Origin of the sequence: Vreelandella venusta, from assembly GCF_044809155.1 — a bacterium.
GTDB lineage: Bacteria > Pseudomonadota > Gammaproteobacteria > Pseudomonadales > Halomonadaceae > Vreelandella > Vreelandella venusta_B.
The window spans coordinates 844,086-870,494 of the sequence record NZ_CP085241.1 but is presented as its reverse complement, the minus strand read 5'-3'; the positions used below and the strand labels follow the sequence as shown (position 1 = coordinate 870,494).

The window sequence follows — 26,409 nt, the reverse complement described above, 5'->3', positions numbered from 1 at the left end:
ACATTTATGTTTTTCACGACGTTATTCTCGATCTGCAAAGCAAAAAAAACGGGCACCCTTGTCAACAGGGTGCCCGCTAGCCGGTTGCTAAACAGCGTTACGGTTGGTCATGCCCTAGCGCTGCCTGCTCGTTGTTATCATCCCGATCAGGGTGGCGTTTGCGATAGAGCCAATCCGACACCGTGGCAATCATGGCGTAGAAGCTGGGAATAAACAGGCTTCCCAGTACGGCCACGGACGCCATACCGACCGCCACGGTCGTACCTATATGGTGACTGCTCACATCACTGGCACCTGTGGCTAGTGCCAACGGCAAAGTACCGAAAATGAAGGCGAGTGACGTCATCACAATCGGCCGGAAGCGAAGCTCCGCCGCTGTAATCGCTGCTTCACGAATCGATTTCCCCTGCTCTTTGCGCTGCAATTCGGCGAACTCAACGATAAGGATTGCGTTCTTAGCCGCCAAGCCGACTACCACCAGCATGCCAATCTGCACATACACGCTGGTATCCAGGCCGCGCAACACAATGCCACCAATCCCCCCTAGGAAGGCAAACGGCGTCGCGGTTAGCACCGCAAGCGGTAGCGACCAACTTTCATACTGAGCCGCCAGGATCAAGAACACCATCAAGATACCGAATACGATAGCAAGCGTGGCGGTATTGCCAAGGTTAGACTCTTGGTACGCTGTCCCTGTCCAGCCCATGCCCCAGTTTCTGCCCAACGTTTCCTGAACCACTTCTTCCATGGCTTCAATCGCCTGGGCAGAGCTATACCCTGGCGCAGGGTTGCCTTGGAACTGAGCGCCCGCATAAACACCGAAACGAGAGACCACCGACGGGCCCGTTTGGCGCTCAAGCGTGACAAACTCAGAAAGCGGAATCCGCTCGCCATTACCGCCACGCACATAAACGCTACTGACATCATCCGGTGTTTTACGGAATTCATCTTCGTTCTGCAAATAGACCTGGAAGTTACGGTTTTGGTAGCTAAAGAAGTTAACAAACCCGTTACCAAAGGTGTTGGCGAGCGCTGAGTTGATATTCTCAAGAGCAACGCCGTAGCTAAGTGCTTTTTGCTGGTCTATCTCCGCACGGTAAGAAGGCACGTTGACATTAAACGTGGTGAATACGCGGCTCAGCGCCGGGTGCTGGTTAGCCGCCTGCATAATTTGCAGTGACGCTTCATAAAGTTCACGCGTGGAAGCGCCCTCAAACGATTGCAAATAGCCCGTGAAACCGCCCGTTGTAGAGAGGCCCATTATCGGCGGCACGTTAAACGCCATCGCCGAGCCACCATCAATACTCGCACCCAGCTGCATAATACGGCCTACCAGCTCATTGGCTGTCAGGTCTCGTTCAGCCCACGTCTTCATATTGACAAACATAATGCCGCGCGCCGTATTGACCGCGCTTGATAAAATGTCATAACCCGCGACCGCAGAGGAGTACTCAACGCCTGGAATGTCTTCTATCTGAGAACTGAGTTCAGCCATATAGGCTTGCGTTCGGCTCAACGACGCGGCATCGGGCAACGAAACGCTGACCAGCACGATACCTTGGTCAGTTTCCGGCACGAGCGTGGAAGGCGTATTCGCATAGAGCCAGTAAGACCCAGCCCCTACCGCTACGGTGAGCGCAAGCGCTAACACCCAGAAGCGCACCAGCTTTTTCACGAACCACATATAAACGGCGGTAAAACCAGCGAAGAAGCGGTCAAACAGACGCAGCGGCGTGGTAATCGCACGCCGAAAGGCAGATTGTTTCGTTTTATGCAGATTATGCTTAATGAAGATAGCCGACAGTGCGGGAGTAAATGTCAGTGCCATCAGCGCCGACAGCGCGACCGATATTGCTACGGTAATCGCAAACTGCTGATAAATTTGCCCGGTAAAGCCTCCTAAGAATGCCACCGGCACAAACACGGCCGCCATAATCAGCGACGTGGCGATTACCGGACCGCCCACTTCCTTCATGGCGCGGATAGTCGCATCACGTACTGAAATATCGTCTTCTTCGCTCAGTACCCGCTCGACGTTTTCGACCACCAGTATCGCATCATCCACCACGATTCCTATCGACAGCACCAAGGCAAACAGCGTGAGCAGGTTGATGGAGAAGCCAAACAGGTAAAAGCCTGCAAAGGTGCCGATCACCGATACGGGCACGACCGACATAGCAATGACCGTAAAGCGCCAATTCTGCAAGAAAATAAACAGAATCACGATAACGATCAGAAACGCTTCGACGAAGGTTTTTAATACGGTTTCTACCGATGCATCAATAAACAGCGTGGTGTCATAAGGCGTGACGTATTCAAGCCCCGGCGGGAAACGCCCAGACAATTCTTCCATCGTGGTACGTACCGCATCGGCGGTTTCCAACGCGTTGGCGCCAGGCTGCTGATTAATAATAATAGGCGTCATGGTGGCGCCGTTTAACCGAGCATCCACCCCGTAAAACGAAGCGCCCAGCTCAATACGTGCCACATCCTCTAAACGCAGCGAAGAACCATCTGGATTGGTACGCAGAAAGATATTGCGGAAATCATCGGTGCCCGACAATCGCCCACCGGCAGTGATCGTGTAGGTATACGCGCGCGGCTCGCTTTGTGGCGTGGCTGCTAGGTTACCTGCAGGAATCTCGGTATTTTGCGCACGAATGGCACTGGCGACTTCACTGGGTGTCAGGTCGTACTGGGCCAGCTTATCGGGGTCCATCCACACCCGCATGGCAAACTCGCCGCCACCTAACACTTCAGCATTCCCTACGCCGGGCACTTGGCGAAGCTCATCCAAGATATTGAGCGTGGCATAGTTCTGCATGTAGATTTTGTTGTAGTCACCGCTGGGAGACGTTAAAGCCACAAGCATCAAGATAGAGTCTGAACGCAGCTCAACGGTGACACCTTGGGACTGCACGGCTTCAGGCAGCTGCGAAAGCGCGCCCTGCACTCGGTTGTTTACGTTGATGGTGTTGATGTCGCCATCCGTACCGATATTGAAGGCGACACTCAGGCTCATGGTGCCGTTATCAGCACTGTTAGAGGTCATGTACAGCATGTCCTCAACACCGTTGATGGCTTCAGCAAGCGGCGCGGCAACGGTTTGCGCCACCGTCTCAGCATCGGCACCTGGGAACTGCGCCTGCACCGATACCGTGGGAGGTACCACGCTGGGATACTGCTCAATGGGCAGTATGCGCATCGCCATCGTACCTACCAGCGTCAAGATAATCGCCAATACGGTGGCGAAAATCGGTCGGCTGATGAAGAAGTTGGAAAAGTTCATTATTGCGAGCCCTCTTCCCCTTCAGCAGGCTGTGCGTCAGCCGCCCCTTCCTGCATTGCCTCTGCCTGCTCGGCTTCTTGCTGCGCCTCTTCCTGCTCGGCTTCATCGACGATAGCGCCCGCGTTACCCTCGAACGGCTGGGGGTCAATGGCCCGACCTGGTTCCAAGCCCGCCGGGTCACCAACCACGACACGCTCGCCAGCGGTCAGACCATCACGGATGATCTGCCAGGGGCCGGCCACTTCACCAAGCTGAACCGTGCGCTCGCGGGCTTTATTGTCATCATCAACAATAAAAACCTGCGGTCCCATTAAGCCTTGCGTCACGGCAATTTCTGGCACTGCCAGCACATCAAAACGCTTCAAGCCCTCAATACGAACCCGCACAAATTGGCCGGGTAATACCGCGCCATCCGGGTTGGCGAACGCTGCTGACGCCTGCACCGTGCTGGTACCGGTATCAACACGAGAACCGAGGAAGTTCAAATGGCCTTCTAGTTCAGTGCTGTCGTCGCTATTTTGCCCTGGCACACTCAAGCGTGCGGTAATGTCTGATGCGCTCCCGCGCTCTCCCAGTTGACGACGCAGTTCAAAGGCATCGCGCTGGGGTAGTTGAAACCGCACCTCAAGGGGGTCAAGCGGTGTGATGGTGGCTAATTCGGTTCCTGGGGTTACCAGGTTACCGACGTTTATCTGACTTAAGCTGATCATGCCAGACACGGGGGCGGTAACGTTTGAGTAGCCTAAATCCAGGTTAGCGCTAGTTAAGGCCGCTTCTGCCTGGGCTACACTGGCTTGGGCAACCCGCTGGTCGGCCAGCGCTTGGTCATACTGCTGACGACTCACCGAATTTTGGCTTAACAGCTGCTCAAAGCGCTGTGCATCGCGCTGGGCACGAGCCAACTCAGCGCGCGCACTTTGCAAGTCAGCCTCACGCTGATTCACCGTTGCTTGGTAAAGGTCTGGCTCAATGGTATAGAGCCGATCTCCCTGCTCCACCAGCTGTCCAGGCTCAAAATGGCGCTCTTCGAGAAAGCCATTTACCCGCGCCACCAGCGTAACTTCACTATCGCTGCGCAGTAGCGACGGGTAGGATTTATTCAGTGGAATATCCTGCCGGGCTATTTCAGTGACCTCGACCGCATAAGGCGGCGCCTCCTGCTGCCCGCCCTGCTCCTGAGGCTGCTCCTGGCCGCATGCGGCTAGCGCCAATGCCGCTATCAGCGTCACTAGACTCGCTCTACCTGAGTGAATCGTCTTCTTCATACGTTGACTTCCCATTCATCTTTTTTGGACATTGACGGATAGCAACATAGCGCCTTTAAGCCTGGCACTAAGTAAATATTTCTCGCGTTAAGTAGATATCACGCATGCGTTAACCATCTGTTGCGCGGCGTTGGCTACGCACCCGGCGTAGGCGGTGCGCCAATATTAATTGCTCGCTGGTAAGCGTCCGCGTCTCCGCTTTCGGGCAGCGTAAAGTTCACGGCATCCCCGGTTAACCACGCATTAACTTCTTCAATCGCCCCAACATCTAGTAAGCCGGCCTGCTGGCGCAGAGACAATAAGTTCACCACGTAGTCGTAGCGGGCCTCGGCATAGTTGGCGATGGCGTTGTAGAGGTTTTGTTCGGCGTTTAGCACGTCAACAATATTACGCGTGCCGACTTCATAGCCCGCTCGGGTGGCTTCTAATGCGCTGCGGTTAGACACAATCGCCTGTTGGCGTGCCTCAACGGTTTCGACGTTATTGCTGACTTGGGTATATAGCGAGCGTACCTGTTGAATCGTGGTGCGGCGCTGAGACTCAAAGTCGTACTGGCTGCGCTCAAGCTGGAAGGTCCCCTGACGGATACTCGCACTTGTGCTGCCGCCGGTGTAAATCGGCAGGTTCGCCGATACCCCTAGCTGGCTTGAGGAGTCGTGGCCGCTGAGGGCCTCTCTATCACTGTCAGCGTATTGATAGTTGGCAAACGCTTGAACGGTGGGAAGGCGTCCTGCCCGAGCGACCTCTACCCCCACTCTGGAAAGCTCAATCCCCGCCTGCTGTGCCAGCACTTGAGGGTTACGCTCAATCGCCTGCTCAACCCAGAAATCACGACTGCTGGGTGAGGGCAATTCAACGGGCATATCGCCTAACGCATCGATCGTGGCATAACGGCGTCCAGTGAGCTGTTCAAGCACTTCGAAGGCCACCTGGAGATTACTTTCAGCGGCAATACGGTCGGCTCGCGACTGGTCAAAACTCGCCCGCGCCTCTTCCACTTCGGTAATCGCGATCAACCCCACCTCAAACTGCTCACTGGCCTGCTCTAATTGGCGGCCAATGGCACGCTCTTGGGCTAAGCGCGCGTCTAGCACTTCATGAGCACGCAAAATGTCAAAATACGCGCCCGCCACATCAATCAGCAATTGCTGCTCGGTGGCCGCTAACAGGTACACCTGCTGGTCAATTTGACGCTCAGCTTGGTTGACTTCTTGACGGGTGACCGCGTTAAACAGGGCCTGCGTGGCTTCCAGTGACAGCGACGCGGTATTGAAGTTGTCCTCACTTCCACCTACGCCTGGGGACGTTGGATCGGTAATTCCCCCAGCCCTTGACGATGTTTGGCTTTCATATTGGCGGTTATGGACCACGTTACCCGACGCATTGACCTGCGGGAGTAAACCGCCGCGCACCACATCTCGTGACGCTTCCACACTGGAAAACTCAGCGCGTGCCGAAGCCAGCGTCGCATTATTGCTGATCGCATCACGCGTGATGGTAATCAGGTCTGCCGCCTGGGCAGGCAGCACAAAGGAAGACGTAAGCACTGCTAACAGCAGGGGACGAAAAGGGGCATTGACTGCCCAGTGTGCCAGTCGCATGGGGTTGCCTCTAGGTGTCAGCGTAGGATGGCGCAACACATATGCCATTCAGAAGGAGTGGCATTATAGTTACATTCATGTATGTATGCCAGACTTGAACTTCGCGTATTTCTGTGGACAAACGGCCTGTCAAGCTCGCACCCCTTTACCTTAGCCCAAAGCGCCATGAGCAGGCACCCTTTTAGGTGCTGGCTAGCGAAACCCCCGAGGGTCGACTCCCCATTTCTGCAACCTAGAAGAGAGCGTGGTGGGCTTGAGACCCAGTAGCTCAGCGGCCCCACCGCCGCCCGATATCTTGCCATTGGTGATCGCAAGTGCCCGCAAGGTGTTATCTCGCTGCCGTTGGCACAATGCCTGCTCTGTCATAAGGATGTCTGCCTGCGTAGAACGCTGCTCTTCCTCAACACTATGCGGCGTGTTGCGCACGGGTGGCTCCACTAGCAGATCATCAAAAGAGAGACGCCGATTCTGTGTAACGATCACTTGCCGCTCGATCACATTCTCAAGCTCCCGAATATTGCCCGGCCAAGGGTAGCGCTGCAGAGTGTCTATTTGAGCAGGCGGAATGCGCACGCCTGGCTTGTTAAACTTGAGGCAGGCGCGGTGCAAAAAATGCCGCGCCAGCAGCGGCACGTCCTCAATTCGCTTGCGAAGTGGCACTGAATCAATGGGAAACACATTCAGGCGGAAATAGAGGTCTTCACGGAAGTGGCCTTCATCGATCATTTCGCGCAGCTCACGGTTGGTGGCGGCAATCACCCGCACGTCGACTTCGCGCGTGCGATTATCGCCCACGCGCTCAAACTGCTGATCCTGCAGCACTCTGAGCAGTTTACTCTGCAGTTCTAAGGGTATTTCCCCTACTTCATCCAAAAATAGCGTGCCACCGTGGGCCAGCTCAAAGCGCCCGGTTCGATCCTGAACCGCGCCGGTAAAGGCGCCTTTTACATGGCCGAAGAACTCGCTTTCAAAGAGGTCTCGGGGGATAGCCGCACAGTTCACACGAATAAGCGGCCGGTCGCTGCGCGTGCTGCCCGCATGAATAGCGCGGGCAATTAGCTCTTTGCCGGTGCCCGACTCACCGCTAATCAGCACATTGGCGGTCGTGGGAGCGACCATCTCAATCTGTTTGATTAGCTTTTCCACCGCAGGACTATTGCCCACAATATTGCGGTGGTTCAGCTCCGCTTTAATTTCTTCTTGAAGGTACTCGTTCTCCAGCTCTAAGCGCTGCTTGAGTGATTCCACTTCCGCCAGCGCATCACGCAACTGCTGCTCTGCACGCTTGCGCTCGCGGATATCACGAAACAGCACCACGGCTCCCACTAACCGACCCATCTCAAAAATGGGTGTAGTGGTGTACTCCACCGGGATCGCTTCGCCGTTTTTATGCCAAAACACTTCGTTATCGACATGATGTACCTGGCCGTCGCTAAAGGAGGCATGAATGGGGCACTGCTGCACCGGAAAGTGGCTCCCATCGGCATGGGTGTGGTGGAACATTAAGTGGGCATCATGGCCCACCATATCTTCCGTGCTCCAGCCCAAAATGCGTTCGGCGGCGGGGTTTACAAAGGTAGTTTTGCCATAGGCATCCAAGCCATAAATGCCCTCACCCGCGGCACTAAGAATCAGCTGGTTTTGCTTTTCAATCTGCTCGAATACCTGCTCAACCCGCTGCCAGCCCACCTCTCCCTGGCGATGCTGACGCCCCAGCTCCGCTTTTGCCCGCTGCTGTTCGGCTTTATGGCGATCAATCAGCGTTAATAGCAGCTGCCCTGAGCCTTCAATGCGCTGGGCGTAAACCTCCACTCGGTAGGGCTGGCGCAGCATATCGAGTATTACCAAATCATCTGACCATGCCGTTTTTTGTACCAGCGCCTCATCGGTAAAACTGACCCAAAGCGGCAGTGACGCGCTTAAGCGATGGCTAAACGGGGCAGCCAATGGCTGGGGTTCATCAATACAGAGCAATTCGCAGGCGGCTTGGTTAGCGGATACCAGCCTGTCTTCGTAGGGGTCTATAACGATCATCGCCAGGGGAGAAAAACGCCCCATCAGGGCAGTGGCCGAAGCGTGAGTGGGTGCTTGCTCATACATTGGCGTCTATCTCATGAATCAAAAGTGGCTGTTTAATAACCATTCAATTCCCACGCCACTTACGATTTTCCGTCAATAAAACAACGAAATATCGTTATTTACGATTTTTCGTCACTCCTAAAGCTCACCAAAACGGCGGCTAAAAATAGAAATTAAATAAACAAAAACAGTTATTTATAAAATAAAAACCCAAGTTGGCACACAAATCGCAACAACAAGGATAGCGCCGCACGCTTTAGCTCTTTTTCGCACCAAGACGGCGCAGCCATCTGTTTTTTTGCTCCTGTGAGGTGAACGTCCATGAAAGACAATAACGACCACAGCAGTCTCGGCAACCCGTTCGATCACCGCCAATCACTGATTCATGGACGACACTGTGATTGTCACGACTGTCAGCCGACGGCGAAATCGATGATCACCCCAGCCCAGGCAGGCGCTTCATCGGTGCCAACCGACAGCGACGCAATGATGGACCGAATGGTCGAGAGCGCACTGGTACGCGGCATGTTTGGCCACAGCGACATGCATCGGCGTCAATTTATGAAGCTAGTGGGCGGCGGTACTGCCGCTGCAGCGCTCGCCAGTCTATTACCCATGGATGCGATTAAAGCCGCAGTTAAAGAGGATTTAGGCCCGCTGGAAAAAACCCAGTTGAACGTAGGGTTTGTGCCGATAACCTGCGCAACGCCCATCATCATGGCGCACCCTATGGGCTTTTATCAGCGCTACGGCCTGGATGTCTCGGTGATTAAAACTGCAGGTTGGGCGGTGGCGCGAGATAAATCGCTCAACGGCGAGTACGACGCGGCTCACATGCTGACGCCGATGCCGCTGGCCATGACCTTAGGCGCAGGTTCCAACCCCGAGCCGTTCATCATGCCCGCGGTAGAGAACATCAACGGCCAGGCCATCGTGTTGCACAACGACCACCTGGATAAACGCGATCCGCAGCAGTGGAAAGGCTTTACCTTCGGCGTGCCGTTCGAGTACTCCATGCATAACTTCCTGCTGCGTTACTACGTGGCTGAGCACGGCCTAGACCCTGACCAGGATATTCAGATCCGCGTGATTCCGCCTCCCGAGATGGTCGCCAACCTGCGCGCGGGCAACATAGACGGCTTCCTCTCGCCTGACCCGTTTAACCAGCGCGCCGTGTTCGAGCGCATCGGCTTTATACATCTACTGACTAAAGAGATTTGGGATGGCCACCCCTGCTGCGCCTTTGCCACCAGCGCCCGTTTTGCCCGTGAAAACCCCAATTCTTACGGCGCCCTGTTGCGGGCAATTATCGACGCCACCCAATACTCCTCCGACCCTGCCAATCGCTCGGAGATAGCCGAGGCAATTGCCCCGACGAACTACCTTAACCAGCCCGTCACGGTCATTGAACAGGTACTGACCGGGCGCTTCGCTGACGGCTTGGGCGGCGTGCAAAACGTGCCGGATCGCATCGATTTCGACCCCTTCCCCTGGCACTCCATGGCGGTGTGGATCCTGACCCAGATGAAGCGCTGGGGGTATATCGAGGGCCATGTGGATTACCAACAAATCGCCCGGGATGTGTATCTCGCGACCGACACGCAAACGGTAATGCGCGAGCTGGGTTACGACGCCCCTGAAGAGACCTCGCGCAACTATCAAATCATGGGCAAAACCTTCGATTACACCCAACCCGAAGCCTACGTCGAAAGCTTTGCTATTCGCAGGAGCTAACTATGGATCGCACAACCACCGAGTGGAACATCAGCCTCAATATGCGCGCCAGCGTGCTCGCGGTGTTGATCTTACTTTTAGGCCTGGGCCTCTGGGAGGGCCTTAACCAAGCGCCCCTATTAGGTGGCGGTGAGCAGCTTAGCGAGTATGAGCAGCTGCTCGCCGGGGCTGAAGAGAGCGCAAAAGTCCCCCCGCCCTCAGAAATTCTGGTACGCGCCTGGGAAGAGCTATCCAACCCCTTCTACGATGCCGGGCCTAACGACAAAGGCATTGGCATCCAGTTGGGCTACTCGCTCTACCGGGTGCTAACCGGGTACCTGCTGGCCGCCGCGGTCGCCATACCGATTGGTTTTTTAATCGGCATGTCGCCGCTAATGTACAAAGCGCTGAACCCGTTTATTCAGGTGCTGCGCCCCATTTCGCCGCTAGCCTGGATGCCATTAGCGCTGTTTATTATTCGCGACTCTGAAGCATCGGCGATCTTCGTGATCTTTATCTGTTCCATCTGGCCGATGTTACTGAATACCGCCTTTGGGGTCGCCGGGGTGAGAAGCGACTGGGTAAACGTCGCCCGCACCCATGAGCTTTCATCGCTTAAAACCGCCTTCAAGGTCATTCTGCCCGCGGCCGCACCGACCATTCTGACCGGCATGCGCATCTCTATTGGCATCGCCTGGCTAGTGATTGTGGCCGCCGAGATGCTGGTAGGCGGCACGGGCATTGGTTACTACGTGTGGAACGAGTGGAACAACCTGGATCTGACCAGCGTGATTTTCTCGATCTTGATGATCGGTGTCGTTGGCATGTTGCTCGATATGTCGCTGGCCTATGTGGCGCGCTTTGTGACGTACGCAGAATAAAGATGCTGAGCGCACATAACGAGCGGCCACACAGAGAGCGATTACACACTGCTATCGCGAGGAGTCAATAATGAGTCACGCTTTCGTCGAAGTTCAGCAAGCGGCCAAGCGCTTTCCCGGCGCTAGCAAAAATGCGCCGCCGCTAACGGTGTTTGAGAACGTTAGCTTCCAGCTACAAAAAGGCGAGTTTGTTTGCATCATCGGCCACTCAGGCTGCGGCAAGTCAACCATTATGAATGCCCTGGCCGGGCTGGATCAGTTTTCGGGTGGCTCTATGGTCATGGAGGGCAAAGAGATCAATGGCCCTGGTCTTGAGCGCGGCGTCGTCTTTCAAAATTACAGCCTGTTGCCTTGGCTTTCCGCCCTTGAGAACGTCCGCTTTGGCGTTCGCGCCCGCTGGAAAGCCTGGAGCGAACGCGAAGTCACCGAGCACAGCATGAAGTACCTGGAGATGGTCGGCCTAAAGGAGGTGGTTAGCCGTAAACCTTCACAGCTATCAGGCGGTATGCGCCAACGGGTCAGCATTGCTCGGGCTTTTGCCACTAAGCCCAAACTGCTGCTGTTGGATGAACCGTTCGGCGCACTCGACGCGCTAACACGCGGGGTCATTCAGGATGAGCTGGTCAAAATCTGGACCCACGATCAGCAGACCGTGTTCATGATTACCCATGATGTTGATGAAGCGATCCTGCTCGCTGACCGCATCTTCTTGATGACCAACGGCCCCGAAGCCCGCATTGCCGAAGCGGTTGAAATCGACTTGCCGCGTCCGCGCAATCGCGCCGAAATCATCAAGCACCCCCATTTCTACAAGATTCGTAACTACTTGGTCGATTTTCTGGTTAACCGCTCAAGCACACTGCGCGTCCAGGAAAACGAACCCAAGGGCTTGCACTACCCCACGTCGGTTAATCCGGTGAACGTAGAGGCAGCGATTGAGCCACCCACTACCCCGCCAGAGGCAGCACCTGCTGCCGGGAAAGAAGAAAAGTTAGTTAAGTTCACACCCAAGGAGATGCGTCATGGATAAGCTCGAAATGCGTCACACCCTGCTCGCCGCCAAAGCACGTAAAAAGATGAGTTGGGACGATATTGGTAACGCGGTCGGCATGTCGCCAGTCTGGGTGGCCTCTGCCTGCTACGGAATGAACAGCGCCAACCAGGATATTGCCCATAAGCTCTGCGATACGCTTGGCGTCGATAGCGACGTCGCTGACGCCTTGATGGCCTTCCCCACGAAAGCCTGGGATGAAGCGATCCCCCAAGACCCCTTCGTCTATCGCCTGTATGAAGTGGTTGGCGTTTACGGCGAAACCCTGAAAGACGTGGTGCAGGAGAAGTTTGGCGATGGCATCATGAGCGCCATCGACTTCACCATGGAAGTCGACAAAATCGAAGACCCTAAAGGCGATCGGGTATTGCTGACGCTCAACGGCAAATTCCTGCCCTACAAGTCCTGGTAACGCCTAAATTGGCGATCAACACCTCAGCGAATCGGCTGAGGTGTTTTCGTTTCTATGCTGACCAGGGGGCGCGTCTTGGCCTTTATTCACCTATTATTAATACAGTTTACTTCCATGCCAATTCACTCAACGCAAAGGCTTATGCTATGTACAAGCTTGCTTTTTTTGTGCCTGTTGAAGACGCTGAAAGTGTTAAAGAAGCCGTGTTTGAAACTGGCGCTGGCCGGATAGGTGATTATGAAGCCTGCTGCTTTCAAACCCGTGGCACCGGACAATTTCGCCCGCTAAACGGTGCAGACCCTCATATTGGCCAAGTAGGCACGCTTGAGAAAGTGGAAGAGTGTAAAATCGAGCTGGTATGCGAGGATGAGCTGATTAAAGCAGCCATTGCAGCGCTCAAACTGGCTCATCCTTATGAAGAAGTGGCCTACGATGTCTGGCAACTTGCCGATCTCTAAAGCGCTTAGGCGCTGCCGAAATAGCGCTCGCGGTCTTCAGGCATGATGGTACTACTATGTAGCGGGTAATCAGTGCCATGACCGCCTGCGACGGCTTCACGTTCTGCAGCACTTTTCTGATCAGCCACGTTTTTGCGATCCGCTACGTTTTTACGATCAGCTACGTTTTTGCGATCAGCATAGTAGTGTTGCAACGTACGCTCTATCGTGGGGAAGGCTAGCGCGTCCCACGGAATTTCGTGCTCTTCAAATAGTGCCACCTCTAAGCTCTCCGGGCCTGCACTGAAGCCCCCCAGTAGGTCGGCTAGAAAAATCATATACACTTGATTGATATGCGGCAGGTCGATCAGTGTGTAAAGATCGCCCAACTTAACCTCAGCAAAGGCCTCTTCCCAGGTTTCCCGCATGGCGGCTTGCTGGGTAGTTTCGGCGTTTTCCATGTAGCCCGCTGGCAGTGTCCAGTACCCCTTGCGCGGGGCAATCGCCCGCTTACACAGCAGTACTTTCGAGCCGCTGATGGGCAGCGTACCCGCCACAATACGTGGGTTTTGATAGTGGATAGTGCCGCAAGCATCGCATAAGTAGCGAGAGCGGTCGTCACCTTCGGGAACAGCAAAACGGACTTTTTCACCACACTGACTACAAAAGTTCATCGCGTTTTCTCTAGGCTGAGGGAATTGGCTTCAACAAGCTTGACGTTGATCACCGCGGCTGGGTAAAAGGGAACAAAGCAAATGGAACCCCTATGTTAGAGACTCTACGCAAACAGCTGCAACAGCACACGCCTCAACGCTTAGACCACGTTTCGCTTCCTGAAGCGGCTGTCTTACTGCCGATTGTTGAACGTCCTGCCCCAACGCTGCTCTTTACCCGCAGGGCAAGCCACCTAAGCACCCACAGTGGCCAAGTCGCATTTCCAGGCGGCAAACGCGAAGCGGGCGATACCGACCTCTATGCCACCGCGCTACGGGAAGCAATGGAAGAGATTGCGTTAGCGCCAGGGCTAGTGCAACCCCTGGGGCGGCTGTCTGACGTTATTTCTCTTCACGGTATCCGTGTTACCCCGTGGGTGGGTATCATTCCTCCTGATTTACCCCTGGTGGCAGACCCCTCCGAGTTAGATGCGATTTTCGAAGTGCCGTTAAGCCACTTTTTAGACGACAAACGCACCCACACCGATGTGATTACGGTCGACGGCGTTACCCACTATGTACCCAGCTACCATGTGGATGGCCATGTCATCTGGGGGTTGTCAGCGATGATGCTAGTAGAGCTATTAGCCGAGGGATTTGGTATGCCTATTAATCTCTATCAGCGTCCGGTTGGCGCGTTGCGTCACTATCCTGAGAGAAGCAGCCGCCCACTCAAGGCCGCTCGCGCCTCTGGTACGAGAATCCCAAAATGATCGCATCTGCTCTACAAACCCCACCCGCTTTTGAACCTGCAGCACACAAAGCGCTCGTTGAAGCGCTCGTTGAACAAGGCTGGTATGTCGGCACGCAGGTGATTGACCCCGCGCTTTGCGACGCACTGCATCGTGAACTCCTGCACATGGCAGAGCACGATGCCCTGAATGAAGCAGGTATTGGTCGCGGGCAGCAGCACCATCTGCGTAAGGATATCCGCGGCGATGCGATTCACTGGCTGGATCGAGAGAGTGAAGCTCAGCGTCTCTATCTCAATGCCATGGGAGAGCTACAGCAGTCGCTTAACCAAGCGCTGTTTCTCGGCCTGTTTGAATACGAAGCACACTTTGCCCACTACCCGCCTGGCGCATTTTATCAGCGTCATTTGGATAGTTTTAAGGGACGCGCTAACCGTGTCATTTCTACCGTTGGCTACTTGAACCCCGGCTGGCCCAGCGATGGCGGCGGTGAAATGGTCATTTACCACCCTGACGATCCCACTCAAGAGGTGGCGCGTGTGGTACCTGAAGCGGGCACCTTCGCCTGCTTTTTATCCGAGTCCATTTCCCATGAAGTGCTGCCCACCCAGCAACCCCGTGCCAGCATCGCAGGCTGGTTCCGGCGTAACGCCTCTCTGGGTGGCGTGCTTGACCCGGCACATTAAATGATGCATCAGACTAATAAAGACGAGGCCACGCTGCATAGTAAAATTGCAGCACTAGAAGCGCGCAATGCGGCGCTGGAAGAGGAGAAGCGCCACTACCAGTGGCTAGCAGAAAGCACCACCGACCTGATTTCCCGCCACGCCCGTGATGGTACGTTTCTGTACGCTTCTCAAGCGGCGCGGGAGTTATTAGGTTATGAACCCGACGAGCTGATCGGCGTCTCCGCGTACCAACTCTTCCATCCTGCCGATCTAGACGACCTGCTCAGTAAATCTCCTCAGGTTTACTACCATGATGGTTTTTATCAGCAGACCTACCGGTTTCGTGCCAAAGCGGGCCACTACGTCTGGTTTGAAACCACTAGCCGTACCCGGCGGGATAGTACGACGGGGGAATTAATCGATATTTTATGCGTGTCGCGGGATGTTGGACGACGCATCCATGCCGAGGCCACGCGGGAGCGCCTGGCGCAGGTGGTCGAATCCACCACCGACTACGTGCTTTTTTTAGGCCCCAATCAACAAATCTTTGGTGCCAATGAAGCCGCCCGGCGCTGCTTTGCGTTACCTAAAGATGCCATGCAGGTCGCACTTAATCAGCTCTATCAGGCTGATTCTCTTACGTTACTCAAAGAAGTCGTTTTTCCTGCGGTGGAGCGTTACGGCTCCTGGAGCGGCGAGCTGGAAATGCGGGGCGCAAGCGGGCCGGTTCCCGTTTTAAGCGTGGTGCTTGCTCACCGCAGCCGGGGAGCGGAACCGGGACATTTTGCACTTATCAACCGCGATATCAGCGTTCGCAAAGCTGCCGAAGCCCAGGCACGGCGTCATCAAGAGCAAATTGCTCACGCTAACCGTTTAGCGGCGGCGGGGGAGCTTGCTTCCAACATTGCCCACGAAATCAACCAGCCCCTCGGCGCTATTGCTAATTACACCAGCGGAGCGCTTTTTAAGTGCCAGCAAACGCCCGAACTGCCCGCTAAAGCATTACTGCTCCCGTTGTCGCGCATTGATGAGCAGGTGCAGCGCTTGGCCCAGCGGCTTCGTCATATGCGCAGCTTTGTGCGTAAGCGCAGTCATCGCGTTCGCCCGATTGTTCTCGAAGAGGTGGTGAAAGCCGCCTGCCAATTGTGTGACTGGCAATATCAGCAGGCCAAATTAAGGCTTACCCCTTGGCTTACCCCGGGGCTACCGCGTATTTATGCAGACCCTATTGCCCTAGAACAGGTCATCGTTAATCTACTGCTCAATGCGCTGACTGCCAGCCGTGAACAGCGTAACGCTGAGCAGGTCATGGTTCGGGCTTACATGAGCGATAGTCGCCAAGTGACGCTCAGCGTAGAAGACCAAGGGCCAGGCATCGCGCCCGAACACCGTCACGCGATCTTTGATGCGTTTTTTACGACCCGCGATGAAGGGTTAGGAATGGGGCTAGCCATTAGTCGCTCGTTAATGGAGAGCATGGGGGGCGCGCTCGCCCTGCGCTCGGCGGAACCGGGCGCCACCTGTTTTGATGTTACCTTACGCGCCGAATCCCCCGCTCATAATGAACGCTAAGCATTCGCTTACTGACAATTGCGCCAGCTTAAGGAAAAAGACTTATGCCCCGCAACGACGCAAAACAGCCCACATCCGCTACCCCGCCGCTGAGCTCTATCACTTCAATTATTGCCGTGGTGGATGACGACCAAGCGTTGCGCGATTCCCTGGTATGGCTATTAGAGTCCGTTGGGTTAACGACGCATGCGTTTGCCGATGGCGAGGCGTTTCTAGCCGCTGAACACAGCGACTACGGAGCACTGCTGCTGGATGTGCGAATGCCGGGAATGAGCGGCCTGCAAGTTCAACAACAGCTGGTTGAGCATCGCACCGCGCTGCCTGTCATCATGATGACAGGGCACGGCGATGTTCCCATGGCGGTCGCGGCACTCAAAAATGGGGCGTTCGACTTTATCGAAAAGCCCTTTAACCATCAGCAGCTCATTGATGTCGTGCAGCAAGCATTGGGCAACGCTTACGAACAGCGTCGTGCTGTGCAGCAGCACCGACTACTAAAAGCTCGCTACCAGTCATTACGACCCAAAGAGCAGAACATTGTCGCTCACGTAGCAGAAGGGATGACCAGCAAGGAAATTGCTGAACACATGCAGATTAGCGGCAAAACCGTTGAGGTCTATCGGCTTCGCGCCATGAAAGCCATGGGTGCCGCTAATTTGGCCGAACTCGTGCGCCAGGCGGTAGCGTTGGAACTCGTTCCCGCCCTTACGCCAACGCCCTCACCTGACGAATAACTTAGCTGAGCGGTACGATCTGACCGTTAGCATTTTCTAACACGTCGCGCACCTGTTCATAATCGATGACGTGCCCATCCTCGTCATTATGCGCTTCAATGATGCTGACAACGTCTAGCAGGGTCTCCATGCCAAACGCTTGCTCATCAGTGGCGGTAAATGCCTGCACATAGGCCTCTCCGCCCGCTCCCCAGCCAACCTTAATCGGGGCATCAATAATATTAACCGTAGTGCCTACGGGCACGCGCCAAAATACCGACTCGATGTCTTCGGGGTGCATACGAATACAGCCTCGGCTGGCACGCATGCCAATGCCATCTGGCTGGTTTGTGCCATGGATAAGGTAACCCGGGATATCTAGCAAAATGGCATATTGGCCAAGTGGATTATCTGGCCCCGGCGGCACAACCGCTGGTGGTGGATCGCCTCGCTCGGCGGCCTCACGCCGAATAGATTCAGGCGGATACCAGGCCGGGTTTTCAAGGCGCATGGTGGTTTTGGTAATCCCCAGAGGCGTGTTGTAAGCATCGCGACCGATACCGATAGGATAGGTCTCCACCCGTGGGGTTTCGTCATCACCCACATCAGGGTAGTAATAGAGCCGAAGCTCGGCCACGTTAATTACAATTCCGGTTCGCGGCTCATCCGGCAGAATGAACTGGTTAGGTATCGTCACCTCAGTCCCTTCACCAGGCACCCAGATACTTACATCAGGATTAGCCATACGAATTTCTTCATAGCCCACATTATGCAGTCGAGCAATATCCAGCAGAGTATCCTCGCTACTCGCCGTGACGGTATACACCTCACCGACCATATTGCCCTCTTCTGGCAAAGCAAAATGTCCCTTGGGTGAATCCTCTTCACTCGCGCTAGCGGTACTGGCTAGTAGCCAAGCCCCCAGCGCAAGGCTGGTAACACCTAGCTGCTTGATACGCTGTAAAGGCTGGTAGCGCGCCATCGTCGTCATGGGTTCTCCTTTTTTATGCGGCCCCGGCATTGCCAGTACGGCCATTTGACTATGAATATGCCCATTGCCTTGAGCTGGGTCAATTCGGCAGACTGTCGCAGCTGCTTTGCATCTCAAACGTACCCATCTCTGCCATACCGTTATGATCCGTGGTTCCTGACACCTAGCGTTATTTTGAAACCGCTTACCGACGCTTTTTGAACGTTATGCCAATACTTGGAAAATAAAAAAGCCTATTAATCATCGACAAACAGTAATCGCAATAAAAAAGCTGCTTTTATCGTTGCAAAAAAGAGGGCAGCGTCTACCTTTTAAGTGTCTTAGCGCAGTGAAGCGTTAAGCAGGGTTTACTATTCCCCGTAGTTACACCCAACGATTTAACGAATTAGCCTCAGCGGCTATCAGGAGCAATAACGATCTAGCGTGCGTAAGCAGAAACCACGCTCAGGTATTAAAGAAAGATTAAAAATACCCAATGACGCGTATCGTTATTAATATTTAGACATTGACGTCTTTTCGTTATGTCTTATTGCATGGAGCAAAAGCAATGAAAATGATCAAACCTGTTTTTCTAAGCACTCTGATGGTACCGGCATTTATGTTTGCAGCCACTGCAGTCAATGCCGATGAGCATTCAGAGAAGTCTGACATGACCACATCAATGGAAGCGACGTACCTCACCAGCCAGCCAGCAGGCACTTTCCATTCTGATTCGCTGACCGGTAACCAAGTCAAAAGCTCCGTTGAAGATGATGAAGACATCGGCACCATCTCAGATTTAATTATTGATGAAGATGGCCAAATTAGAGCGGTAGTGGTTGGCGTTGGCGGCTTCCTAGGCATGGGTGAAAAAGATGTCGCTATTGAGTGGGATTCGCTTGAATTAACTAAAGACGAAGACGGCGATGACTACGTGATTCGTGTGAGTGCTTCAGAAGATGCACTTGAAAGTGCAGAAGAGTATGAGCGCGACAATGATAATAACTAATCATTGATTCGCTTCTAAAAGCCCTGGCAAATGCCAGGGCTTTTTTATGCGCTTTCTTTTATCACTAAATTTTCACCACTAAAAGAGCGCCGCAAACCACGCGGCGCTATAACGCATGTTATAAATCGTCAAACACTGTTTAGCTTTTAAGCTTCGCTTCCATGGTAATTTCTGCATTCAATACTTTAGAAACCGGGCAGTTATCTTTAGCCATTTCAGCGGCTTCCTTAAATACCGCTTCATCTGCACCACTAATAGATGCTTCAACCTCCAAATGGATTTTAGAGATATCAAAACCATCTGCGCTTTGCGAAAGCGTAACCTGAGCATTGGTATCAATGGATTCAGCAGTATAGCCTTTCTCGCCCAAAATCATTGAAAGCGCCATGGAAAAGCAGCTGGCATGGGCCGCGCCAATTAGCTCTTCAGGGTTTGTGCCTGGCTCGTCTTCAAAGCGCTTTTTAAAGGAGTAGTGGGTGGCTTTTAAAACGCCACTTTCTGTGGATACGGTGCCCTGACCATCCTTCAAGCCACCTTCCCAATGCGCACTAGCTTTACGATCCATCCTGTTCTCCTTTCCTGTGGTGTTTCGCTAATTGCATTAGTAGACACACGCTGCGTCCACTTGCTTATTCAGCGTAGCCGATTCTACTGACTATGCCGAATGTGGCGGCTAAATGCCGGCAGCGTCCTGCTCAGCACTGCGTTGCAAAGACTGTATAGAACGCTCTCCCCGCTCTTCAAAAGGGTCGCTGAGATCTACCACTATTTCTACACGGCGATTTTTTTCTCGCCCTTCAGGGGTTAAGTTAGGCGCTAACGGTTTAGTATCAGCAAAGCCTTGAATCAACAGCCGCTCGGGCAACAGCGCTTGCGTGGCAACCAGTATGTTTGCCACCGATGCTGCTCGCATAGCGGATAGATCCCAATTACTGCGGAAACGAGAAGTGCGGATAGGCACGTTATCGGTATGGCCGTGAATAGAAACGGTGCCTTCAACCGATGCCAGCAAGGTTGCCAGGTCGTTGAGCAAATCAGCAAACGCAGGCGTTACATCAGCATTGCCCGAGCCAAAGGTGCCCTGCTCAGCAATCCTGATCACCACACGAAACTGATCAACTTCTATCTCAGCAACACCATTTAACGACGATGACCTTAATAGCTCTTCTAGACTGCTGGCCACTTGAAGTGCCCTCTGCTGTCGTTGAGCATCAATCATGCTGCGCATCGTCTCAAGCTGTGGCTGCTGGGGGGTTGTGCGTTGACGAACCTCGTCAACAAAGGTGCGGTCGGGGGTGGCGGGGGAAAAATTTTGTAATACTGCACTGGTTCCCATGGGTATTTGCATGGCCTCTATGTCACGCTGAACACCAAAGGCTTTTGATAACTCATCTGCCACTCGGCGAAACTTTTGAGCGTCGATCTCTGCAAATGACAGTAAAAGTACAAAAAAGCACAGTAACAGGGTCATTAAATCTGCATAGGTCACCATCCAGGCAGGAATATTGCTCTTCTTATTAGCCATGGCTTACGTTCGCTCGCCAACAGGGCTTTTTTCGTCCGCATTCGATGCACCGCGACGCTCTGGAGGCACATAAATTGTCAGCATTTGTTCAAGAACGCGCGGATTTTTGTCCCCTTTAATTGCCAGCAGTGCATCAATCCACAGCTGCTGCATTTTGGCCTCTTGGTTCATCCTCACCCAGAGTTTCTCTGCGATGGGGTTGGCGATCATTGTGGCAATCATCGCGCCATAGAGCGTGGTTAATAGAGCAACCGCCATAGCAGGGCCAATAAGAGAGGGGTCGCCCATATTAGAGAGCATCTGTACCAAGCCGACCAACGTGCCAATCATACCCATCGCCGGGGCCACCTCACCAAACGCAGAAAAAACGCGGCCGCCTGCCTCGTTACGTTCCAGGGTAAGCAAACGCTCTTTTTCCATCATTTCTTTGATCATGTCGGCGCTGAATCCGTCGGCAAGCATTTGCAGGCCTTTTTCCAAAAATGGCGCATTTACTTCTTTATTTTCTAAGGCAATCATGCCTTCACGCCGGGCCACTTTCGACAATTCGACTAACTCTTCAATACTCTCTTGAACGCTAGGCAGTTGAAACTTAAAGGCTCTCGCCGCTGCTTTAAAGGCAAATTTGAATTGCGTAATACTGAACTTTGCCAGTACGACAAACAAACTCCCCCCAACAACTAGCAGCAGACCAGTCGGGTTCATAAACACTTCCGGTGACGTGCCCAATATCACAGCGGCACCCACCAGAACAGCAGCCCCTACCAAACCAATCAGCGTTGCGAGATCCACGGCCTTTCCTCAAAATTGTAAAAAAGTGCTTACGCACCGTTTACCGAGACAGTAAAGACTGGCTACATTACCGTCAACGCTAACTACGTCACGATACACAGATTGACATTATCGCACGGTGCCAACCTAAGAAAACTGTTAATCGATAACGCCGCACGAACTGTTAGCTTTCAGATACATTGTCTCTACACGTTTGAGTACCATAACAATCACTATAATTAATGTCATCGACATAAGGATATGCCATGTCACCGGCGGATACGCTACGCCTACTGCTGCTCTCTTCTCTCTGGGGACTTTCCTTTATTTTTATGCGCGTTGCGGTGCCAGAGCTTGGGCCTGTGCCGCTGGTTTTGGTTCGCATGGGGGTAGGGGCACTGCTACTAGTACCGCTTCTGTTGAGCCTGCACTACTTGCGGCTTATTTGGCAGCATAAAGGGCCTCTCCTGCTACTTGGCATTATCAACCATGTACTGCCTTTCTCACTGCTAGCCCTGGCAACTACGCGCCTAGAGGCAGGCTTCACCTCTCTGCTTAACGCCACAACGCCGATTTTTACCGCGCTATTAGGCGCCGCTTTTTTCGCAACCCCCGTGCAGCGCCAGCAGTACGCTGGGTTAGCCCTGGCATTGCTGGGGGTGTATATACTCTCCGCTAACCGACTGGACTTTGCGCTGGGCGGCGACGGCTGGTTTATTGTGGCCGTGTTAGGGGCAACGTTTTGCTACGGCATTGCCAGTAATTATACAAAGACACGCTTAGGGCATCTGCCCAGCCGCGTTCTTGCCGCCGGCAGCAGCGCTATGTCTGCGTTAGTGCTGCTCATACCCGGCTTACTGCTATGGCCAAGCGAGCCTGTGAGTCCTCTGGCTTGGGGCAATGCACTAGCATTAGCAGCGCTCAGCACCACGCTGGCGTTCCTGCTGTATTTCAGTTTACTCGCCAGTGCAGGCGCAACGGCCACATCAACCGTCACGTTTTTAGTACCGGTAAGCGCCCTGCTTTGGGGCTACTTGCTATTGGATGAAACGTTAAGCCTTCAGATAGTGGCCGGCATGGTCATTACCCTGCTGGGCACAGCCATCGCCACCCGGTTATTACGCTTTAAGCCTCGCGCTGCGTTGGCAGCACCTCATCCCCCACACGAATAACGTTACCGTGCCCAGTGGTTAACGTCGCATTCTGGCCAAAATATGCGCCCTTAAGGTGAGGCTGCGTGTTTAGCGCAAGCAAGGTTCTTAATGGTTCGCCCGGTGCGGGTATTACCGCCGTTTGCTGATCAACGGTGGTGATTTTGCAGCGTTGGCAGGGCTTGCGTAAGGTCAGTTCATAATTGCCCTGGTCTGAGGCTAGCGTTGTCCAGCGGTCTTCTGCCCACGCGTCTGTACACTCTATAACGATATTGGGGCGAAAGCGGTTCATGGGTATGGGAGCCTGCTCCTCGGCAATGAGCGCTTGATTTAACGCGTCTAAAGACGCAGTAGTGGTGATAAGAAAGGGGTAACCATCGGCAAAGTAGGTGTGGGCTTCTCCTCCTACTAAAAAATCTGCTTCAACCGCACGCGTAAACTCAGCTGCAAAGCGCACCATACTGATGCCTTTTGCCTGCTCGCCCAAGGCGGACTCAAGCCAGCGGGACACCTCGTCACCTTCAGGTAGCGCTTTACAGTGGTCGTCCCACACCTTCACAACACGCAGATTGCCCTTGGGCTCTGCTAAGGAAATGGCGATTGGAGCCACATTTGGATGCGAGAGCACCAGCGCATCTGGCGTGAGTGCGACCGAAATAGTGGCCAGCGCAGGCAGTTGGCGCTGGGTGACAAAACGCTGCTGGGCGTCCACCAGCATCCAACGGCGGTCCCAAGCCAGACCATGGGTATAGATCTCACTTCGGGTAACATCGATTCCCTTCAGCGATTTAACCGGGTAAACGGTAAGCTGGGTAATTTTCATGACAATCTCGCACTCGACATAGCCAATTTTTTGATGGCTTTTTTATGATTAATCGTTAATTAACAGCCTATCGAGTTTGCCAACGCGCCGCTAGCAGCCCCGAGACTAAAGCGTGTTACCCGCTTCAACTCGGTACCCCAAATCCATCACTTGGTGCTCAAGTGATTCGCCGCGAATGCGCGACAACAGCGTTTTCGCGGCGGCTTCACCGATCGCTTGCCGAGGCGTAATCACACTGGCAAGGCGTGGCGTCATCGCTTGGCCGACATCGTGACCATGAAATCCGGCAATCGCCATCTTCCCAGGGACATCGACACCATGGCGCAAACACTCAAAGTAGGCCCCTACCGCAACATCGTCATTGGTACAGAAGACACCATCGGCATTAGGATGGTCACGCTGAATTTCCTGCATAAGCGCCGCCCCGACGCTATAGGAAGAGCGCTGACTGCTCTGAAGCGTTATCGGCGTTAAGCCCTGCTCTTCCATGGCTTGGCGATAGCCTTGCTCACGCTGGCGTGTCCGCTCATCTAGGCGCACAGCCAGGTAAATCACTTGGCGCCTGCCACGGCGAATCATCTCACTCACCATGTCATAGGCGGCTTGGACGTTATCGTAACCCACCGCCTGCTGCAGCGGCGGGCGACGGGTATCCATAATTTCCACAATGGGAATGCCGGCTGTCTCCAGCATCCGCAGGCTACGTGGCGTGTGGTCACGGTCAGACAAGATAACGCCGTCCACATTATAAGAGAGCAGCGACGCCAAGCTGCGCTCTTCAAGCTCGGGGCTGTAGCCATAGTGAGAAAGCATCAAGTGATAGCCGGCTGGCTCGGTATAGGCTTCAATGCCTACGATCACGTCCGCAAATACTTGGTTAGTCAACGACGGTACCAACACGCCGATAGAGTGGCTGGTGGCACGAGACAGAAGGTCTGGCGCCCGATTGGGAATGTAGCCAAGCTGTTCGGCAACGCTAAAAATGCGTTCACGAAGGCCTTCCGACACCGTATCCGGGTCTCGCAAGCAGCGACTGACGGTCATTTTGGTTGCGTCAACGCGGTCAGCAATATCTTGTAATGTCGGGCGTTTTTTCTTCAATGGCGTCACTGACTATTCAGTTAGGTACGTAAGTCTGTTCAGTACGTAAGCCTGTTAAACATGGAAAAACTTGCTCACTCCAGAGGCCTGTTGAACACGCAGGGGCCATACCATAGCGAATAGTAAGGCCCCTCGCCTATCCCATCCTTTAGGCTAATGAACACCATGCGTAGACGCTAGCGTTGCCGTGAAGCGCTTTACAATCTCGTCGGGCGAGAGCGCAATGGATACGGTCTGCGCTTCATCACTGCTTGGCGGCTCTAAATCGGCAAGCTGACTTGCCAACATGCTGTCGCCTTTAAAGAAGTGCCCTGCCCTGGTTTCCAACCGCTCACGTAGTAGCGCGTGACTCCCTTCTAGATATAAAACTCGCAGCGCGGGGTCAGCGTCACGCAGACGATCACGATAGCGTTTTTTAAGGCCGGAACAGGCGATGACCACCGACGCATTACTCGCTTTATGCGCCGCGAACAAGTCAGCAAGCGTTGCCAGCCAGTCACGACGATCATCGTCGTTAAGCGGCGTACCGCTGGCCATTTTCGCCACATTAGCCGGTGAGTGATGATCGTCACCGTCAATAAACGTTGCCCTCAGCGCTGCCGCTAACAGTTTGCCAACATGGGATTTTCCTGACCCAGAAACGCCCATGACAAGAATACGATGTGATGGCTTATGCACTCGATACTCCTATCAATTGCCGCGCACGGCAGTCAGGTCAGGCAGCCAAGTCACGATGCCAGGGAACGCAATCAGCACCACCAGAACAACGATTAAGGCGGCGTAGTAAGGCAGCATGGCTTTTACCAGGGACTCCATCGACACCTTGCCGACGCCACACCCCACGTACAGGCAGGTACCCACCGGCGGGGTTAACAGTCCAATACCTAAAATAAAGGCCATGAGAACGCCAAAGTAAGCGGCATCGACACCTACCGATGTCACGATCGGCGCAAGCATGGGCGCCATAATCACCATGGCTGGCGTTAGGTCCATCACAAACCCCACCAGTAGCAGTAGCCCCGCCACAATCAGCAGCAGCAAAAACGGCTCCTGGGTAATCGCCTGCACTTGGCGCACTAAGGTTTGCGGCACCATGTTGATGGTCAAGAACCAAGCAATCACGGTGGCAAAGGCCAATAGCATCATCACCATACCGGTGAGCCTTGCGGTACGAATCAGCATACCAACCAGCTCAATTAGCTTAAATTCACGGTAGACCAGCAGTGAAATGGCCAGCGAATAGAGCAGCGCAGCAACGGCGGCTTCTGTGGCGGTAAATACGCCACCAATAATGCCGCCAATCACGATTACAGGAAGTACCAGGGCTAGCCAGGCAGCTTTAAACGCTTGCCACAACCGGTCCCAGCGGAATTGACGAACGCCGCCACTCTGCTTGCTCGCCAGAATAAAGGTGGTCACCATTAGCGCGGCACCAATGAGTAGGCCCGGCACAATCCCCGCGATAAACAGGCGGCTGATCGACGTCTCGGTGACGATGCCATAAAGAATCAGTGGAATGGAGGGCGGAATAATAATCCCAATCACCGACGAAACCGTGTTAATCGCCGTGGCGTTGGCAGCGGTGTAACCTTGCTGCTTCATCGAGGGAATCATCATCGCGCCGGTGGCGGCCGTATCTGCTACCGCCGAGCCGCTGATCCCACCAAAAAACATCGAGCCGGTAATCGCCACTTGCCCAAGGCCGCCGCGCATAAAGCCAACCAGTGCACCGGCCAGCTCCATTAAACGTCGTGCAATCCCGCCGTTGCTCATCACTTCGCCGACAAGAATAAAGAAGGGAATGGCCAGCAGCGGGAAGCTGTTCACGCCACGAATGGACTGCTCAATCATAATCGAGAGCGGGATATCAGAGAGCACCGCCATCACCAAGGCAGCTACTCCTAGACCAAAGGCAATCGGCAAACCAATCACAATAGATGCCAATAAGATGGCGAGAAAAATCCACAGCATGA

24 protein-coding genes are annotated in these 26,409 nt (G+C 54.0%); 11 read left to right on the top strand and 13 right to left on the bottom strand.

Going from position 1 to position 26,409, the window contains the following annotated elements; genetic code table 11:
* Positions 1–97 precede the first annotated feature (97 nt).
* From LG301_RS04150 to LG301_RS04135, 4 genes are all read right to left on the bottom strand, one after another.
* Positions 98–3,289, bottom strand: coding sequence for an efflux RND transporter permease subunit (locus tag LG301_RS04150; RefSeq protein WP_404473708.1), 3,192 nt, complete (start codon positions 3,287–3,289; stop codon positions 98–100).
* Positions 3,289–4,554 carry an efflux RND transporter periplasmic adaptor subunit gene (locus LG301_RS04145; protein ID WP_404473706.1) on the bottom strand — a complete coding sequence of 422 codons (1,266 nt, stop codon included), beginning with the start codon at positions 4,552–4,554 and terminating at the stop codon, positions 3,289–3,291. Before LG301_RS04145 ends, LG301_RS04150 begins: the two co-directional genes overlap by 1 nt.
* A gap of 134 nt (positions 4,555–4,688) precedes the next feature.
* On the bottom strand, positions 4,689–6,155 hold the full coding sequence (locus tag LG301_RS04140; protein WP_404473704.1) for a TolC family outer membrane protein: 1,467 nt from the start codon (positions 6,153–6,155) through the stop codon (positions 4,689–4,691).
* Positions 6,156–6,347: 192 nt separating this feature from the next.
* Entirely contained in the window at positions 6,348–8,255 is a 1,908-nt protein-coding gene (locus LG301_RS04135) for a sigma 54-interacting transcriptional regulator (RefSeq protein ID WP_404473702.1), read from the bottom strand.
* A gap of 300 nt (positions 8,256–8,555) precedes the next feature.
* Between LG301_RS04135 and LG301_RS04130 the strand changes: the two genes are divergently transcribed.
* The 5 genes from LG301_RS04130 to LG301_RS04110 all read left to right on the top strand — a co-directional run bounded on the left by LG301_RS04130 (position 8,556) and on the right by LG301_RS04110 (position 12,749).
* Positions 8,556–9,968: a CmpA/NrtA family ABC transporter substrate-binding protein gene (locus LG301_RS04130; RefSeq protein ID WP_404473700.1), complete on the top strand. Its 1,413-nt coding sequence runs from the start codon at positions 8,556–8,558 to the stop codon at positions 9,966–9,968.
* 2 nt (positions 9,969–9,970) lie between these two features.
* The gene (ntrB, locus tag LG301_RS04125) at positions 9,971–10,828 is read left to right on the top strand and encodes a nitrate ABC transporter permease (protein ID WP_404473698.1); all 858 of its coding nucleotides are present in this window, start codon (positions 9,971–9,973) and stop codon (positions 10,826–10,828) included.
* Positions 10,829–10,898: 70 nt separating this feature from the next.
* Entirely contained in the window at positions 10,899–11,858 is a 960-nt protein-coding gene (locus tag LG301_RS04120) for an ABC transporter ATP-binding protein (protein ID WP_404473696.1), read from the top strand.
* On the top strand, positions 11,851–12,291 hold the full coding sequence (gene cynS / locus LG301_RS04115) for a cyanase (protein ID WP_404473694.1): 441 nt from the start codon (positions 11,851–11,853) through the stop codon (positions 12,289–12,291). Before LG301_RS04120 ends, cynS begins: the two co-directional genes overlap by 8 nt.
* Before the next feature lie 146 nt (positions 12,292–12,437).
* Positions 12,438–12,749: an NGG1p interacting factor NIF3 gene (locus LG301_RS04110; protein WP_404473692.1), complete on the top strand. Its 312-nt coding sequence runs from the start codon at positions 12,438–12,440 to the stop codon at positions 12,747–12,749.
* A gap of 5 nt (positions 12,750–12,754) precedes the next feature.
* On the opposite strand, the gene LG301_RS04105 is transcribed toward LG301_RS04110, so the two are convergent.
* The gene (locus LG301_RS04105; RefSeq protein ID WP_404473691.1) at positions 12,755–13,402 is read right to left on the bottom strand and encodes an NUDIX hydrolase; all 648 of its coding nucleotides are present in this window, start codon (positions 13,400–13,402) and stop codon (positions 12,755–12,757) included.
* 92 nt (positions 13,403–13,494) lie between these two features.
* Between LG301_RS04105 and LG301_RS04100 the strand changes: the two genes are divergently transcribed.
* From LG301_RS04100 to LG301_RS04085, 4 genes are read left to right on the top strand one after another with little or no spacing between them, the layout of a single operon-like run.
* Positions 13,495–14,154: a CoA pyrophosphatase gene (locus LG301_RS04100; protein ID WP_404473689.1), complete on the top strand. Its 660-nt coding sequence runs from the start codon at positions 13,495–13,497 to the stop codon at positions 14,152–14,154.
* A complete protein-coding gene (locus LG301_RS04095) occupies positions 14,151–14,819 on the top strand; it encodes a 2OG-Fe(II) oxygenase (protein WP_404473687.1) in 669 nt (222 codons plus the stop codon). Before LG301_RS04100 ends, LG301_RS04095 begins: the two co-directional genes overlap by 4 nt.
* A complete protein-coding gene (locus LG301_RS04090; RefSeq protein WP_404473685.1) occupies positions 14,820–16,373 on the top strand; it encodes an ATP-binding protein in 1,554 nt (517 codons plus the stop codon). It begins immediately after the preceding gene.
* A 44-nt stretch (positions 16,374–16,417) separates the two neighbouring features.
* Positions 16,418–17,107 carry a response regulator transcription factor gene (locus LG301_RS04085; RefSeq protein WP_404473683.1) on the top strand — a complete coding sequence of 230 codons (690 nt, stop codon included), beginning with the start codon at positions 16,418–16,420 and terminating at the stop codon, positions 17,105–17,107.
* A 1-nt stretch (position 17,108) separates the two neighbouring features.
* Here LG301_RS04085 and LG301_RS04080 read toward each other — a convergent pair whose 3' ends face one another.
* Positions 17,109–18,077: a L,D-transpeptidase family protein gene (locus tag LG301_RS04080; protein ID WP_404473681.1), complete on the bottom strand. Its 969-nt coding sequence runs from the start codon at positions 18,075–18,077 to the stop codon at positions 17,109–17,111.
* 547 nt (positions 18,078–18,624) lie between these two features.
* Here LG301_RS04080 and LG301_RS04075 point away from each other — a divergent pair.
* Positions 18,625–19,065, top strand: coding sequence for a PRC-barrel domain-containing protein (locus LG301_RS04075; protein ID WP_404473679.1), 441 nt, complete (start codon positions 18,625–18,627; stop codon positions 19,063–19,065).
* A 139-nt stretch (positions 19,066–19,204) separates the two neighbouring features.
* Here LG301_RS04075 and LG301_RS04070 read toward each other — a convergent pair whose 3' ends face one another.
* The 3 genes from LG301_RS04070 to LG301_RS04060 all read right to left on the bottom strand — a co-directional run bounded on the left by LG301_RS04070 (position 19,205) and on the right by LG301_RS04060 (position 21,382).
* The gene (locus tag LG301_RS04070) at positions 19,205–19,630 is read right to left on the bottom strand and encodes an OsmC family protein (protein WP_404473677.1); all 426 of its coding nucleotides are present in this window, start codon (positions 19,628–19,630) and stop codon (positions 19,205–19,207) included.
* 108 nt (positions 19,631–19,738) lie between these two features.
* Complete coding sequence (locus tag LG301_RS04065; protein WP_404473675.1) at positions 19,739–20,590, bottom strand: flagellar motor protein MotB; 852 nt, start codon at positions 20,588–20,590, stop codon at positions 19,739–19,741.
* A 3-nt stretch (positions 20,591–20,593) separates the two neighbouring features.
* The gene (locus tag LG301_RS04060; RefSeq protein WP_404473673.1) at positions 20,594–21,382 is read right to left on the bottom strand and encodes a MotA/TolQ/ExbB proton channel family protein; all 789 of its coding nucleotides are present in this window, start codon (positions 21,380–21,382) and stop codon (positions 20,594–20,596) included.
* 245 nt (positions 21,383–21,627) lie between these two features.
* Between LG301_RS04060 and LG301_RS04055 the strand changes: the two genes are divergently transcribed.
* Positions 21,628–22,533, top strand: coding sequence for a DMT family transporter (locus LG301_RS04055; RefSeq protein ID WP_404473671.1), 906 nt, complete (start codon positions 21,628–21,630; stop codon positions 22,531–22,533).
* Here the strand turns inward: LG301_RS04055 and LG301_RS04050 are convergent.
* The 4 genes from LG301_RS04050 to LG301_RS04035 all read right to left on the bottom strand — a co-directional run bounded on the left by LG301_RS04050 (position 22,487) and on the right by LG301_RS04035 (position 26,407).
* On the bottom strand, positions 22,487–23,335 hold the full coding sequence (locus tag LG301_RS04050; RefSeq protein WP_404473669.1) for an MOSC domain-containing protein: 849 nt from the start codon (positions 23,333–23,335) through the stop codon (positions 22,487–22,489). The genes LG301_RS04055 and LG301_RS04050 overlap by 47 nt on opposite strands.
* Positions 23,336–23,440: 105 nt before the next feature.
* Entirely contained in the window at positions 23,441–24,436 is a 996-nt protein-coding gene (gene gntR, locus LG301_RS04045; protein ID WP_404475164.1) for a gluconate operon transcriptional repressor GntR, read from the bottom strand.
* A 153-nt stretch (positions 24,437–24,589) separates the two neighbouring features.
* Entirely contained in the window at positions 24,590–25,114 is a 525-nt protein-coding gene (locus tag LG301_RS04040) for a gluconokinase (RefSeq protein ID WP_404473667.1), read from the bottom strand.
* A gap of 12 nt (positions 25,115–25,126) precedes the next feature.
* Positions 25,127–26,407 carry a TRAP transporter large permease gene (locus LG301_RS04035; RefSeq protein WP_404473665.1) on the bottom strand — a complete coding sequence of 427 codons (1,281 nt, stop codon included), beginning with the start codon at positions 26,405–26,407 and terminating at the stop codon, positions 25,127–25,129.
* Between the last annotated feature and the right edge of the window lie 2 nt (positions 26,408–26,409).

Excerpts from the sequence above, each read along its gene's own strand:
- LG301_RS04150 (WP_404473708.1), bottom strand. The coding sequence starts at position 3,289 with ATGAACTTTTCCAACTTCTTCATCAGCCGACCGATTTTCGCCACCGTA.
- LG301_RS04145 (WP_404473706.1), bottom strand. The coding sequence starts at position 4,554 with ATGAAGAAGACGATTCACTCAGGTAGAGCGAGTCTAGTGACGCTGATA.
- LG301_RS04140 (WP_404473704.1), bottom strand. The coding sequence starts at position 6,155 with ATGCGACTGGCACACTGGGCAGTCAATGCCCCTTTTCGTCCCCTGCTG.
- LG301_RS04135 (WP_404473702.1), bottom strand. The coding sequence starts at position 8,255 with ATGTATGAGCAAGCACCCACTCACGCTTCGGCCACTGCCCTGATGGGG.
- LG301_RS04130 (WP_404473700.1), top strand. The coding sequence starts at position 8,556 with ATGAAAGACAATAACGACCACAGCAGTCTCGGCAACCCGTTCGATCAC.
- ntrB (WP_404473698.1), top strand. The coding sequence starts at position 9,971 with ATGGATCGCACAACCACCGAGTGGAACATCAGCCTCAATATGCGCGCC.
- LG301_RS04120 (WP_404473696.1), top strand. The coding sequence starts at position 10,899 with ATGAGTCACGCTTTCGTCGAAGTTCAGCAAGCGGCCAAGCGCTTTCCC.
- cynS (WP_404473694.1), top strand. The coding sequence starts at position 11,851 with ATGGATAAGCTCGAAATGCGTCACACCCTGCTCGCCGCCAAAGCACGT.
- LG301_RS04110 (WP_404473692.1), top strand. The coding sequence starts at position 12,438 with ATGTACAAGCTTGCTTTTTTTGTGCCTGTTGAAGACGCTGAAAGTGTT.
- LG301_RS04105 (WP_404473691.1), bottom strand. The coding sequence starts at position 13,402 with ATGAACTTTTGTAGTCAGTGTGGTGAAAAAGTCCGTTTTGCTGTTCCC.
- LG301_RS04100 (WP_404473689.1), top strand. The coding sequence starts at position 13,495 with ATGTTAGAGACTCTACGCAAACAGCTGCAACAGCACACGCCTCAACGC.
- LG301_RS04095 (WP_404473687.1), top strand. The coding sequence starts at position 14,151 with ATGATCGCATCTGCTCTACAAACCCCACCCGCTTTTGAACCTGCAGCA.
- LG301_RS04090 (WP_404473685.1), top strand. The coding sequence starts at position 14,820 with ATGATGCATCAGACTAATAAAGACGAGGCCACGCTGCATAGTAAAATT.
- LG301_RS04085 (WP_404473683.1), top strand. The coding sequence starts at position 16,418 with ATGCCCCGCAACGACGCAAAACAGCCCACATCCGCTACCCCGCCGCTG.
- LG301_RS04080 (WP_404473681.1), bottom strand. The coding sequence starts at position 18,077 with ATGACGACGATGGCGCGCTACCAGCCTTTACAGCGTATCAAGCAGCTA.
- LG301_RS04075 (WP_404473679.1), top strand. The coding sequence starts at position 18,625 with ATGAAAATGATCAAACCTGTTTTTCTAAGCACTCTGATGGTACCGGCA.
- LG301_RS04070 (WP_404473677.1), bottom strand. The coding sequence starts at position 19,630 with ATGGATCGTAAAGCTAGTGCGCATTGGGAAGGTGGCTTGAAGGATGGT.
- LG301_RS04065 (WP_404473675.1), bottom strand. The coding sequence starts at position 20,590 with ATGGCTAATAAGAAGAGCAATATTCCTGCCTGGATGGTGACCTATGCA.
- LG301_RS04055 (WP_404473671.1), top strand. The coding sequence starts at position 21,628 with ATGTCACCGGCGGATACGCTACGCCTACTGCTGCTCTCTTCTCTCTGG.
- LG301_RS04050 (WP_404473669.1), bottom strand. The coding sequence starts at position 23,335 with ATGAAAATTACCCAGCTTACCGTTTACCCGGTTAAATCGCTGAAGGGA.
- LG301_RS04035 (WP_404473665.1), bottom strand. The coding sequence starts at position 26,407 with ATGCTGTGGATTTTTCTCGCCATCTTATTGGCATCTATTGTGATTGGT.